We start from the raw sequence: 13,247 nt of genomic DNA, 5'->3' as shown, positions 1-13,247 counted from the left end.
TCAACCCGGATCGCGGAAGCCGGGGTGGAAGTCCTTCGGCACCGCCACGCTGACTTTGCTGTTGGTGGCGATGTCGATGCCCTCGCTGGCAACTTCGGCGAGGAAGTCGATTTGCTCCGGCGTAATCACGTAGGGCGGCAGGAAATACACCACGCTGCCCAGCGGCCGCAACAGCGCGCCGCGTTCCAGGGCGTGTTCGAATACCTTCAGGCCACGGCGTTCCTGCCACGGGTAAGCGGTCTTGGTGGCCTTGTCCTGGACCATTTCGATGGCCAGCACCATGCCGGTCTGGCGTACTTCCGAGACATGCGGATGGTCGACCAGGTGCGCCGTTGCGGTGGCCATGCGCTGGGCCAGGGCCTTGTTGTTTTCGATGACGTTGTCTTCTTCGAAAATATCCAGGGTTGCCAGGGCCGCCGCGCACGCCAGCGGGTTGCCGGTGTAGCTGTGGGAGTGCAGGAAGGCGCGCAGGGTCGGGTAGTCGTCGTAGAACGCGTCGTAGACGTCATCGGTGGTGACCACGGCGGCCAACGGCAGGTAGCCGCCCGTCAGTGCCTTGGACAAACACAGGAAGTCCGGACGGATGCCGGCCTGTTCACAGGCGAACATGGTTCCGGTGCGGCCGAAGCCCACGGCGATTTCATCGTGGATCAGGTGCACGCCATAGCGGTCGCAGGCCTCGCGCAGCAGCTTGAGGTACACCGGGTGGTACATGCGCATGCCGCCAGCGCCCTGGATCAGCGGCTCGACGATCACGGCGGCGACGGTGTCGTGGTGCTCGGCCAGGGTCTGCTCCATGGCCATGAACAGGTTGCGCGAGTGTTCTTCCCAGCTCATGCCCTCGGGGCGCAGATAGCAATCGGGGCTCGGCACTTTGATGGTGTCCAGCAGCAGCGCCTTGTAGGTCTCGGTAAACAGCGGCACGTCGCCCACCGACATCGCGGCGATGGTTTCGCCGTGGTAGCTGTTGGTGAGGGTGACGAAACGTTTTTTGTCCGGCAGGCCACGGTTGAGCCAATAGTGAAAGCTCATCTTCAGCGCGACTTCGATGCACGACGAACCGTTATCGGCGTAGAAGCAGCGGGTCAGGCCCTCGGGGGTCATCTTTACCAGGCGCTCGGACAACTCGATCACCGGCTGGTGGCTGAAACCGGCGAGGATCACGTGTTCCAGTTGGTCGACCTGGTCCTTGATGCGCTGGTTGATGCGCGGGTTGGCGTGGCCGAAGACGTTGACCCACCAGGAGCTGACGGCGTCGAGGTAGCGCTTGCCTTCGAAGTCTTCCAGCCAGACGCCTTCCCCGCGCTTGATCGGGATCAGCGGCAGTTGCTGGTGGTCTTTCATCTGGGTGCAGGGATGCCACAGCACCGCGAGGTCGCGTTGCATCCACTGGTTGTTCAAGCCCATCGGTGATCTCCTCGAAGCGGTCCTGCGAGCGGCGCAGGTGAAACAATCGCGCAAGCCTATGCAATGGTGGCCCGGGTCACAAGCCATTGTGGGGAATTCGGAGTAAACGTAGGACGGACTGTCACGTTTCTTAGGAATAGTCCTTAATCCTTGGTTAACTTACTGTGCATACGCTCCAGATCGTATTTCTCGATATTTCAAAGCAAAATTTTCCGCTTTAATTCGATAGGTAAATCGCTAGTCTTGGGCGCAGCTCTTACGGGATTAAGTACATGCAGCTACGTAACTCTCCGGCCCGTTATGGCTGGGTCAGTATGGTTTTGCACTGGGGCGTGGCCCTGGTGGTGTTCGGGCTGTTCGCCCTGGGCTTGTGGATGGTCGGTCTCGACTATTACAGCGCCTGGCGCAAAGAAGCGCCGGACCTGCACAAGAGCATTGGCATCACGCTGTTCGCCATCATGCTGGTACGAATCGTCTGGCGCCTGATCAGCCCGCCGCCGCCGCCGCTGGCCAGTTACAGCCGCTTGACCCGCATCGGTGCCGCGTTCGGCCACGCGTTCCTTTATCTCGGGCTGTTTGCCGTGATGATCGCCGGTTACCTGATTTCCACCGCAGACGGTGTCGGTATCCCGGTGTTTGGCCTGTTTGAAATTCCTGCCGTGGTTTCCGGTCTACCGGACCAGGCAGACACCGCTGGCGTGGTGCACCTGTACCTCGCCTGGGTGTTGGTAGTCTTCGCCGGCTTGCACGGCGTGGCTGCGTTGAAACACCACTTTATCGATCGTGATGCGACCCTCACGCGAATGCTGGGGCGCAAAGCCTGATGTTCAACCTCGACTCACAAGGAATAGAAAGCATGTTGAAAAAGACACTCGCTGCTCTGGCAATCGGTACTGCACTGCTGTCGGCAGGCCAGGTGATGGCCGCTGACTACAAGATCGACAAAGAAGGCCAGCACGCCTTCATCGACTGGAAAATCAGCCACCTGGGCTACAGCTACATCCACGGTACCTTCAAGGACTGGGATGGTACGTTCAGCTGGGATGCCGCCAAGCCTGAAGCCAGCAAAATCGCAGTCGACGTGAAAACCGCCAGCCTGTGGTCCAACCACGCTGAACGTGACAAGCACATCGCCAGCAAGGATTTCCTGGACGTTGCCAAGTTCGCGGACGCCAAGTTCGTGTCCACCGCAGTTAAATCCACCGGCGAAAAAACTGCTGACGTGACGGGCGACCTGACCTTCCACGGCGTGACCAAGCCTGTGACCTTCAAGGCTACGTTCAACGGTGAAGGCAAGGATCCATGGGGCGGCGAACGTGCTGGCTTCAACGCCAAGACCACGCTGGACCTGAACGACTTCGGCATCAAAGGCCCAGGCCCGACTTCCCAGACTGTCGACCTGGACATCTCGCTGGAAGGCGTGAAAGCGAAGTAATGCTTCGCAGGTAGGAGCGAGCAAGCTCGCTCCTACAGGCAAAAAAAACCCGTATCTAGCGATACGGGTTTTTTTTATGCCTCGCGGTTGCGGGTCAGCAATGCCGGTTTTTCACCACGAGGACGGCCTGGCAGTTGATCCAACTGCTCAGGTGTCGGGAAGCGATCAGCCTTCGACTCCTTGTGGATGATCTTTGGCGCCGGACCACCGCGCGGGTTCTGCACGGCTGGCTCGGACAAACGCGGCTGGTCATCACGGGCCGGGCGGCGGTTGTTGCTGCGCGAATCTTCGCGACGTGCCTGGCCATCACGCGGTGCACCGTTACGCGGGCCGCTGCGCTTGGCCGGCGGGGTGCCGGTCGTGCCGCCGCTGCTGTTGCGCGGGCCGTTCTGACGACCGCCCTGAGGCTGGCCGCCACGTGGAGCGCCAGTCCCGGCAGCTGCGCCCGGCGCCGGAGCACCTGGACGACGGCCACGGCCCTGGGCTGGCTTGGCCTGGGGTACGTAGTCAACGCGGTTACCAAAGTTATCCACGTCGTCGTCGAGGAACTCGTCGGGGGCGCGGTCGGCTGTGGCACGTGGCGGCTGGCTCGGCTGGCGCTGTTCGCGGGCCGGGGTGCCTTCACGGGGCTTCTGCTCGCGGGCTGGGCGTTCGCCACGGCCGTTGGTGGGCGCTTTTTCCTTGCCGCCTTTGTCTTTGCCCTTGTCGCGACGACCACCGCCACCACCGCCGCCATTCGGGCCATCGCCCTTTGGACCGCGTGGGTTACGTGGGTTGCGCACGTCCGGACGCTCACGCACTTCAGGCTTCTCGGCCTCAACGGCGCTGGCATCGAAGCCCATCAGGTCACCATCGGCGATTTTCTGCTTGGTCATGCGTTCGATGCTTTTCAGCAGTTTCTCTTCATCCGGGGCAACCAGGGAAATGGCTTCACCCGAACGACCGGCACGGCCGGTACGGCCGATACGGTGCACGTAGTCTTCGTCGACGTTTGGCAGCTCGAAGTTGACCACGTGTGGCAACTGGTCGATGTCCAGGCCGCGTGCGGCGATATCGGTGGCGACCAGGATGCGCACTTCACCGGCCTTGAAGTCGGCCAGGGCTTTGGTGCGGGCGTTCTGGCTCTTGTTGCCGTGGATGGCGACGGCGGTGAGGCCGTGCTTGTCCAGGTACTCGGCCAGGCGGTTGGCGCCGTGCTTGGTGCGGGTGAACACCAGCACCTGTTCCCAGGCGCCGGCAGTGATCAGGTGCGCCAGCAATGAACGCTTGTGGCTGGCAGCCAGGCGGAATACGCGTTGCTCGATACGCTCGACCGTGGTGTTCGGCGGCGTGACTTCGATACGTTCCGGGTTGTGCAGCAGCTTGCCGGCCAGGGCAGTGATGTCTTGGGAGAACGTTGCCGAGAACAGCAGGTTCTGACGTTTGGCCGGCAGGCGGGCGAGGACCTTCTTCACGTCATGGACAAAGCCCATGTCGAGCATGCGATCGGCTTCGTCCAGCACGAGGATTTCCACGTGGGACAAATCGACGCTGCCTTGGCCGCACAGGTCGAGCAAACGACCGGGGCACGCCACCAGCACGTCAACACCGCGGGACATGGCCTGAACCTGTGGGTTCATGCCGACGCCGCCGAAGATGCAGGCGCTGACGAACTTCAGGTCGCGGGCGTACAGCTTGAAGCTGTCGTGCACCTGGGCGGCGAGCTCGCGGGTAGGGGTCAGGACCAGTACGCGCGGTTGGCGCGGGCCGTGACGCTGGGATTTGTCCGGGTGACCGTTGGGGAACAACCGCTCCAGAATCGGGAGGGCGAAGCCGCCGGTTTTACCAGTACCTGTCTGAGCCGCAACCATCAGGTCGCGACCTTGCAACACGGCGGGAATAGCCCGCTGTTGCACCGGAGTAGGCTCGGTATAGCCCGCTGCCTCGATGGCGCGGACTAAAGCCTCGGAGAGACCGAGGGAAGCAAAGGACATGAGTAATCCTGTTTTAGTTAGGGCTTGGCCCAAAGGGATAATCTTGCCGGGCGTGAATGGCGCTTAGGGGAGCGCAATCCCGTCCGGTCCTGCTGCGTCTGGCGGGCACTCCACCGGCTCGCGCGGGCTGAAAGCTGCGCAGTAGCGGGGTTGGGTGCCTTTTTCAGGACCTCAGCGGCCGGGCGTGAGCCTGGCGGAAAGGCCGGAGTATAACAGAGCAATCACGGCGCGCTGCTTTCCTGCTGCTCAACGGTGCCTCCGGGCGCTGTTTTGGCTTGGATTCCACCATATTTGGCGCTCAAGGCGGCATAGGCCGGCTCCTGTTTGAAACGCTTGAGTTCGGCGGCAAAGCGTTGCACCAGCAGGTCCATCCCCGCGCCACGGCGAACGGCAAGGTATTGCTGCTGGCGGCTGACCACAACGGGAGCCTGGCTGACCTTGTCCTCCAGGCCCAGCGTCTTGATCACATGCTGGCCGACCCTGCGGTCGGTGATCGCCAGGTCGATGCGCCCCAGCAGCAATTTGCCGAAGTTGGCCTCATGGCTGGGGGCCGGCTCGCGGTTGAACGCGGCAGAGTCGCTGAAGGGGGCGCTGTACAGGTAGCCTGGGGACGTGCCGACAGTCAGGCCGCCAAGGTCGTCAAGGCTTTGGACCGGGTAAGGGCGCTCGTTGGCGTAGAACATCACGAACTCCACTTCCGACAACGGTTCGCTGGGGTACAGCAGCAGCGCGTCGCGGTCGTGACTGTGGAAAATATCCAGTGCGCCATCGGCATTGCCCTGGTCAAGCATGGCCAGACAGCGCTTCCAGGGCAGGAACTGCCATTGCACATCGACCCCCAGGCGCTGGAACACGATCACCGTGGTTTCGTAGTCCAGCCCGCGCATGGCGCCGTGTTCTTCATACACGTAAGGCGCCCAGGGCTCGGTGACAATGCGCAATTTCTCGCCATAAGCGGCCAGGCTCAAGCAAGTAAAAAGCGCAGCGGTCAACAGCTTCAGAATGACGGGCATGCCCCGAGGTTACGACGCCCGCGCGCTAAAGAGAAGCTCTGGCACACGCATCTGCGGGCAGCGCTATTTTGTCGGTGAAGTCATCAGGTGTGCGTAGATGGCTGCACGTCGCTCGCCCAGAATCAGGCGCACCACAGGGTTGGCGAACCAATGTTCGAGCTGGTGCGCGTCGACCGGGCATTTTTGCCGCTCTTCCTGATTCTGCAGGGCCTTGTCCCACCAGACCGGGCCACAGGCCTGGTCGAATTCATTTTCGTGCTCGTAGCAGCCGTAGAGGATTTCGCGGATGAACTGCTGCTTGCGTTTGGGCAAGGCCAAGGTGATCAGCTTGTACATCAAGCGCTGCAGGCGCGGCGGACGAGGCAGGTGGGCAGACACATTGCGGGTGTCGGCCAGGGCCTTGGCGCAGATGGGGTCTGCGGCGTGCTTGGTGATCCAAGCCTTTACCTTGGCGCGGAACAGCTGCTTGCGGCTCCAGTAATGGTGGATCAGGTCGGGACACTGGCGCACGTTGAGCGTGCGGTACACGGCCACTGACAGGCAGAATTCTTCCAGGGTGTAGGCGCCCCGGGCCATCGGGAACAGTTCGTCCATCAACTCGATCGAGCGATCAAGGATGTGCGCGTCTTGCCGGGCCAGGCCCATGACGCCGGAGTTGAGCAGCCACATGTCGTCGTCGGCCAGGCCTTTGTCTGCGAGGTGCTTGGCCATGGTTTCATACAGCACGCTTTCGCGGTTGTCGCCGTACTTGGCCTGGAAGGCATTGCACAGCACGGTACCGGGCGCGACGCGTTCGAACAGCGCCATGGGCGAGTCGTGGAAAAAAGTGTCGGTGTCGATCAACAGCGCGCGCTCCGCTGTTTCCAGCACCTGGCGCAACAGCACATGTTTGGTGCGGAAGTGGTAGCCGTGGGGCTCGCTCCAGCGTCTGCGCGTGGCGTCGTCCAGCGTGTGAACCTGTACCGGCAAGCCGCGATAGGGGGCCGGGTTGTCGCTGAACACCTGGATGTCCAATGGCATGTCCTGGGGGCCGCCCAGTTGGGCCAGGGCACTGGCGATGCTGAATACGGCTTCCTGATGATAGGTCTCGGCGCCGAATACCAAGTACACCAGTTGCGGGCGGAGAGTCGGGGACGCTGTATTCATGTACTGCAGGCTTCCTTTCCGGAGATATATAGACGAAAAAAACCCCCGTAATAACGAGGGCCGGGTACAGCGATTAAACCAGCCTAGCGTGGCAGTTTAAGGTTGTTCCAGATCGCGAGGCTTGGTTCAGCCTGGTTCAGGGTATAGAAGTGCAGGCCTGGCGCGCCACCTTGCAACAATTTTTCACACATATTGCTGATCACCTGCTCGCCGAACGCCTGGATGCTCTTAACGTCATCGCCATAGGCTTCCAGTTGCTTGCGCACCCAGCGTGGGATCTCTGCACCGCAGGCGTCAGAGAAGCGCGCCAGCTTGCTGTAGTTGGTGATCGGCATGATGCCCGGCACGATCGGGATGTTCACACCCATGGCCTGTACACGCTCGACGAAGTAGAAATAGCTGTCGGCGTTGAAGAAGTACTGGGTGATCGCGCTGTCGGCGCCGGCGTTGGCCTTGCGTACGAAATTCTGCAGATCGTCTTCGAAATTGCGCGCCTGGGGGTGCATCTCCGGGTAAGCGGCCACTTCGATATGGAAGTGATCGCCGCTTTCTTCGCGAATGAAGCTCACCAGGTCATTGGCGTGGCGCAGCTCACCGCTGGCCATGCCCATGCCGGACGGCAAGTCGCCACGCAGGGCAACGATGCGCTTGATGCCGGCGGCCTTGTATTGGGTGAGCAGGCCGCGCAGATCGGCCTTGCTGTCGCCCACGCAGGACAAATGCGGAGCGGCGGGAATTTTGACTTCGCTTTCAAGTTGCAACACGGTGTTGATCGTACGATCGCGCGTCGAACCGCCCGCGCCGTAGGTGCAGGAGAAGAAGTCGGGGTTGTAAGTGGCCAACTGCTTGGCAGTCGCCATCAGTTTTTCATGCCCAGCATCGGTCTTGGTGGGGAAGAACTCGAAGCTGTAGCGACGGTCTTGGGACATGGTCATACCCTTTGAAACTCAGAAGCCGACTGTGCAACCCATCTGCACTGTAGGCGCGAGCTTGCTCGCGAAGAACGTCAACGATAACGCGTAGAAACAGGATGTACGCGGTGTCCTTGAGTTTTTCGCGAGCAGGCTCGCTCCTACAGGTAGAGCAGGTTGGGCTGATTACTTAGTAGCGATAAGCGTGCGGCTTGAACGGACCTTCGACGGTCACGCCGATGTAGTCGGCCTGGGTCTTGGTCAGCTGAGTCACCACGCCGCCGAAGCCGCGGACCATTTCCAGGGCCACTTCTTCGTCGAGTTTCTTCGGTAGTACTTCCACGGTCAGGCGCTCGGCTTTCTGGGCTGGCGACAGGTCGGCGTATTTCTGGCCGAACAGGAAGATCTGGGCCAGTACCTGATTGGCGAACGAGCCGTCCATGATGCGGCTTGGGTGGCCTGTAGCGTTGCCCAGGTTAACCAGGCGGCCTTCAGCCAGCAGGATCAGGTAGTCGTCGTTCTGCGGGTCGAAAGCGCCAGCGCCGGTACGGTGAACCTTGTGTACCTGCGGCTTCACTTCTTCCCATGCCCAGTTCTTGCGCATGAAAGCGGTGTCGATCTCGTTGTCGAAGTGACCGATGTTGCACACCACGGCACGCTTTTTCAGGGCCTTGAGCATATTGGCATCGCAGACGTTGACGTTACCGGTGGTGGTCACGATCAGGTCGATCTTGCCCAGCAGGGCCTTGTCGATGCTTGCTTCGGTGCCGTCATTGACGCCATCGATGAACGGCGAAACCACTTCGAAACCGTCCATGCAGGCTTGCATGGCGCAGATCGGGTCGACTTCGGAGACTTTAACGATCATGCCTTCCTGGCGCAGGGACTGGGACGAACCCTTGCCCACGTCGCCGTAGCCGATCACCAGGGCTTGCTTGCCCGACAGCAGGTGGTCGGTGCCGCGCTTGATGGCATCGTTCAGGCTGTGACGGCAGCCGTACTTGTTGTCGTTCTTGCTCTTGGTCACGGAGTCGTTGACGTTGATGGCCGGGATTTTCAGCTCGCCCTTGGCCAGCATGTCCAGCAGGCGGTGCACGCCGGTGGTGGTCTCTTCGGTCACGCCGTGGACGCGGTCGAGGATCTGCGGGTACTTCTTGTGCAGCAGCTCGGTCAGGTCGCCGCCGTCGTCGAGGATCATGTTGGCATCCCAAGGCGCGCCATCTTTCAGGATGGTTTGCTCCAGGCACCACTCGTACTCTTCTTCGGTCTCGCCTTTCCAGGCGAATACCGGGATACCAGCGGCGGCGATGGCGGCAGCGGCCTGGTCTTGGGTCGAGAAGATGTTGCAGGACGACCAACGCACTTCGGCGCCCAGGGCCACCAGGGTTTCGATCAGTACGGCAGTCTGGATGGTCATGTGGATGCAGCCGAGGATCTTAGCGCCCTTGAGCGGTTGCTCGGCGGCGTACTTGCGACGCAGGCCCATCAAGGCTGGCATTTCGGATTCGGCGATAAAGGTTTCGCGACGGCCCCAGGCGGCGAGGGACATGTCGGCGACTTTGTAGTCGTTGAAATCTGCAGGCGTAATTACAGCGCTCATGAAGAGCCTCCATTCGTAGTGTGCGAATGGGCGCCGTTGTGCGTTTAGTATCAGGCCAGGGCAACCAGGCCGGACAACGCCCCATCCGAGCCTGACAGGTTGAACCTGCTGCAGCGCCCCTCGGACAGGTGGCGGGAGAAACGGTATCAACTGAAGATGACCGTTTTGAAGCGGTGGCGATTATAGCCGTGTACGCGATACTTCCCAAGCCTTTCTGTCGGCGGCATGCAGATCGCGCATGGGGTTGATAGGCAACGGCGCATAGAGCTTGGGGGCAGGCTCTGCCATGATGTTGCCCATCATTTGGCAAGACGCTTTGGAGTGACCATGAACTTCCACACCCGCAAATGGGTAAAACCTGAAGACCTCAACCCCAACGGCACCCTGTTCGGCGGCAGCCTACTGCGCTGGATCGACGAAGAAGCGGCCATCTACGCCATCGTCCAACTGGGCAACCAGCGCGTGGTGACCAAATACATTTCCGAAATCAACTTTGTCAGCGCCTCGCGCCAGGGCGACATCATCGAACTCGGGATCACTGCCACCGAATTTGGCCGCACCTCCATCACCCTCACCTGTGAAGTGCGCAACAAGATCACCCGTAAAAGCATCCTGACTGTAGAGAAGATGGTCTTCGTCAACCTCGGCGAAGACGGCTTGCCCGCGCCCCACGGCCGTACCGAGATCAAGTATGTAAAGGACCAGTTCCAGGAAGATGACATGCGCGAATAATTACATGCCACCGGTTTGATTTCTGTTGCCAGGTTGTTCCGGGTGGATCTTTTCCAGGCTCTCTCGTCACTCAGGATTACACCCCCGCAGAGAGAGTCAGTGCATGAAAGTGCTCAATCCGGTCACTCCTGTTCAGTCTCATTTGCATGGAAATGCCGGAGTCAGCGCCGATCACACGGCGAAGACGTTGTTGGTGGATAGTGGCGGCGAGCGCAATCTGACCCTCCTTCGCGATCCTCAAGGGCGGGTGGAGGTGGTGTTATCGCCGCCGCCCGTCACGCATTTGGTGCTCAGTGGTGGTGGGGCCAAGGGCGTCGCTTTCTCGGGAGGCGTGCAGGCACTTGAAGACGCAGGGACACTGGAAGGCATTCGGGTGATCTCCGGTTCCTCCGCCGGCGCGATTTCCGCAGCTTTGGTTGCCAGTGGCATGGGGGCGGCAGCATTCGATGGGCTGTCGGACAACATCAATCTGCCCAGTCTGCTGAACAGCAAAGACCCTGTGACGGCCTGGTTGCAGGAAGCCAGTTCGACGCTTGGCAAGCATGTGGGGCGCTTGCCGGGCCTGGCCGGCAACATTTCCCAGTTGCTGATGACCCTGCTGCCACGTCTGAAAACCGCTGCCGTTCCGCTGGAGGAAATGATCCGCGACGAGTCGCGCAAGGCGCTTCTTGGTCGTATTGCCGACACTCCCAGAGAAACCCGTCCCGCCGAAGTCATGTGCATTGCTGACAAGCTCAGTGCAGGTGGCGCGCCCACGTTTGCCGACCTTGAGGTGTTAAGTCGCAATATTCCAGCGGTCAAGCAACTCAATATCACGGGTACTGGCATGTTTGGTGGGCGCCCACAGTTGGTAGTGTTCAACAGCAGTTTGACTCCGGACATGGATATCGCCCGCGCCGCGCGTATTTCGGGTTCGTTGCCCGTACTGTTCAAAAGCCCTGTGGAACAAGGGCATGGCTTCCAGAGGGCATCTGAAACCACGGCCTTTCAGGATGGTGGCCTGCTGCTCAATACACCAGCGTCAGGCGTGGTGGACCGTTTGTTTTCCGAAAGCCCCCTGAGCAAGTCTGAGTCGCTGATCATCAAGTTCGAGTCAGACCCCGTCGGGGCGCCAGCCCAACGTGGCGGTTTTTTCAGCAGCCTGGTCGACTGCATCACGGGAACACCCCACTCGGCCGCCGAGGCTTACCAGGATAAAAGGCTCGAAGCATTTGCCGACCAGACGCTGGCGTTGCCACTTAATACCGAAAAAGGCGATTTTCGCGGCCTGCTCAACGGTACGGTCAACTTCACCATGAAGGATGAGTACAAGCAGCACCTGCAGGAGAGGGCGCGTGAAGCGGTGGAGGGGCATCTGCAGCGTCGTGCCACGACGCGTGAGTCTCACTCGTTCGGTACGCTGGATGAAGCGGTGCTGGCGATGGATGATAAAACACTGGCCAGTGTGCAGCCGGCATTGCAGAAAGACACGGCCGCTACCAGTGTGCTGATGTTTCGAGAAGAAGCGAAGCAGGTGTTGCACGCCCTGGACCGTGCGATTGCTGCGGTCGAGAAGTCCCATGATGGCTTGCTGTTCACACCGAAGCTGTCGTCGGCAGTTCGTAATCTGGATGCACTTGCCCGCAGTCCCGAGAAGATCGAATGGTTGGGACGGCGCTTGAATGACCCTGACCAGCATAATTTCCAGGCGTTGCTGCAAGTGGCTGCCAAACGGGGGGCCGGCGATGCTTCACCCTCTTCCAGGGTCATGACCTGCGCTGTCGCTGAAATGAAGCGGCGCGATATCGCGGTGAGTGCCGAGAGCTTTACGCGGGAGGTCATCTACCCATCGTTGTTCCGACCAGGCCAGCCGGCGTCGAATGTTGAACTGTTACAGCGCGCAGCCCGAGACTTGGCCGAGGCCACTTCGCCACTCGCGTTCAACCGTGTGCTCGATGACCTCAGCGAAAAATACCAGGCGCGCAACAAACCCTGGAGCACGCCTTCCAGTTCCACCACTGTGGAGATGGCCAAGGCTTGGCGCATGCCGGTTTAGTTGTCTGGTCACTGAACAGCTACCGCGCCAGCATGTCGTAGCTACAGGCACCCCTCGGACTCTGGAACATCATGGCTACCCACGAAGACGGCAAGACCCCCAACCTGTCGCAGGAAGAGCAACAGGACGTGGACAAGAACCAGCCACCCCGCGCCGCGGTGCTCCACGAAATCATCCGTACCCAGGGCGACCAGGAGTTGGAGCGCAGCGTCGCCGCCTTGTGGTGGTCGGCCCTGGCCGCAGGCTTGACCATGGGCCTGTCGTTGATGGCCATGGGGCTGCTCAATTCACGCCTGCCGGACGGCGAAGCGTTCAAGGTGATCGCCAGCTTCGGCTACTGCGCAGGCTTCCTCGCGGTGATCCTGGCGCGTCAGCAACTGTTCACCGAAAACACCCTGACCGCCGTGTTGCCGGTGATGAGCAAGCCTACACTGGCGAATGCCGGGCGGCTGATAAGGCTCTGGAGTGTGGTACTGGTGGGCAACCTGTGCGGCACGCTGTTGGTGGCGTATGTGATGCTGCACCTGCCGATCTTCGACACCAAGACCGACATGGCCTTCCTGGACATCGGGCGCAAGATCATGGAAAACGACGCCGGCCAGATGTTCGCCAAGGGCATCGTCTCCGGCTGGATGATCGCCACCATGGTGTGGATGATCCCTTCGATGGAAAGCGCCAAGATGTGGATCATCATTCTGATCACCTACCTGATGGCCCTGGGGGATTTCACCCATATCGTGGTGGGTTCGGCGGAAGTGTCATACCTGGTGTTTGCCGGTGAGCTGCCGTGGAAAGACTTCTGGCTCGTGTTTGCCGGCCCCACACTGGCCGGCAACATCATCGGTGGCAGCTTCATCTTTGCGCTGATCAGCCATGCGCAGATTCGTAGCGAAACCAAGGCACCTTCTGCAACTCACTCCGGCGCACGGGGGCAGCTTTCTCAGAGTAAGAAAAAGGCTTGATATTGCCCCGCAAAGACTCAAACGCGTTCTTTG

11 protein-coding genes and 1 riboswitch are annotated in these 13,247 nt (G+C 60.5%); of the genes, 5 read left to right on the top strand and 6 right to left on the bottom strand.

Annotated elements, in window-relative coordinates; all coding sequences use genetic code 11:
- Entirely contained in the window at positions 1-1,407 is a 1,407-nt protein-coding gene (locus FBY10_RS06170) for an adenosylmethionine--8-amino-7-oxononanoate transaminase (protein ID WP_145336889.1), read from the bottom strand.
- A gap of 272 nt (positions 1,408-1,679) precedes the next feature.
- On the opposite strand from FBY10_RS06170, the gene FBY10_RS06165 reads away from it, so the two are divergent.
- Together FBY10_RS06165 and FBY10_RS06160 are read left to right on the top strand one after the other, a co-directional pair.
- On the top strand, positions 1,680-2,231 hold the full coding sequence (locus FBY10_RS06165; protein WP_141607511.1) for a cytochrome b: 552 nt from the start codon (positions 1,680-1,682) through the stop codon (positions 2,229-2,231).
- A gap of 32 nt (positions 2,232-2,263) precedes the next feature.
- On the top strand, positions 2,264-2,842 hold the full coding sequence (locus tag FBY10_RS06160) for a YceI family protein (RefSeq protein WP_131697473.1): 579 nt from the start codon (positions 2,264-2,266) through the stop codon (positions 2,840-2,842).
- Between the two features lie 74 nt (positions 2,843-2,916).
- Here the strand turns inward: FBY10_RS06160 and FBY10_RS06155 are convergent, their stop codons facing one another.
- The 5 genes from FBY10_RS06155 to ahcY all read right to left on the bottom strand — a co-directional run bounded on the left by FBY10_RS06155 (position 2,917) and on the right by ahcY (position 9,485).
- Positions 2,917-4,815 (bottom strand): DEAD/DEAH box helicase, encoded by a 1,899-nt coding sequence (locus tag FBY10_RS06155; protein ID WP_131697472.1) that lies wholly within the window; start codon positions 4,813-4,815, stop codon positions 2,917-2,919.
- A 221-nt stretch (positions 4,816-5,036) separates the two neighbouring features.
- The gene (locus FBY10_RS06150; RefSeq protein WP_145336888.1) at positions 5,037-5,828 is read right to left on the bottom strand and encodes an ABC transporter substrate-binding protein; all 792 of its coding nucleotides are present in this window, start codon (positions 5,826-5,828) and stop codon (positions 5,037-5,039) included.
- A gap of 63 nt (positions 5,829-5,891) precedes the next feature.
- Complete coding sequence (locus tag FBY10_RS06145) at positions 5,892-6,974, bottom strand: hypothetical protein (RefSeq protein ID WP_145336887.1); 1,083 nt, start codon at positions 6,972-6,974, stop codon at positions 5,892-5,894.
- Positions 6,975-7,057: 83 nt separating this feature from the next.
- On the bottom strand, positions 7,058-7,903 hold the full coding sequence (gene metF / locus FBY10_RS06140; protein WP_131697470.1) for a methylenetetrahydrofolate reductase [NAD(P)H]: 846 nt from the start codon (positions 7,901-7,903) through the stop codon (positions 7,058-7,060).
- Between the two features lie 172 nt (positions 7,904-8,075).
- Entirely contained in the window at positions 8,076-9,485 is a 1,410-nt protein-coding gene (gene ahcY / locus FBY10_RS06135; RefSeq protein WP_053128057.1) for an adenosylhomocysteinase, read from the bottom strand.
- A 21-nt stretch (positions 9,486-9,506) separates the two neighbouring features.
- Positions 9,507-9,613: riboswitch (S-adenosyl-L-homocysteine riboswitch) on the bottom strand.
- A gap of 199 nt (positions 9,614-9,812) precedes the next feature.
- Here ahcY and FBY10_RS06130 point away from each other — a divergent pair.
- The 3 genes from FBY10_RS06130 (at position 9,813) to FBY10_RS06120 (ending at position 13,214) form a co-directional block, all read left to right on the top strand.
- Complete coding sequence (locus FBY10_RS06130) at positions 9,813-10,217, top strand: acyl-CoA thioesterase (RefSeq protein WP_131697469.1); 405 nt, start codon at positions 9,813-9,815, stop codon at positions 10,215-10,217.
- Positions 10,218-10,320: 103 nt separating this feature from the next.
- Entirely contained in the window at positions 10,321-12,252 is a 1,932-nt protein-coding gene (locus FBY10_RS06125) for a patatin-like phospholipase family protein (protein WP_145336886.1), read from the top strand.
- 71 nt (positions 12,253-12,323) lie between these two features.
- Complete coding sequence (locus FBY10_RS06120) at positions 12,324-13,214, top strand: formate/nitrite transporter family protein (RefSeq protein ID WP_131697467.1); 891 nt, start codon at positions 12,324-12,326, stop codon at positions 13,212-13,214.
- The last annotated feature ends 33 nt before the right edge of the window (positions 13,215-13,247 follow it).

This window comes from Pseudomonas sp. SJZ103, from assembly GCF_007828335.1.
In the GTDB taxonomy this organism is placed as follows: Bacteria; Pseudomonadota; Gammaproteobacteria; order Pseudomonadales; family Pseudomonadaceae; genus Aquipseudomonas.
Note: the sequence above shows the minus strand (reverse complement) of the source record. Positions and strands in the feature narration are given on the sequence as shown.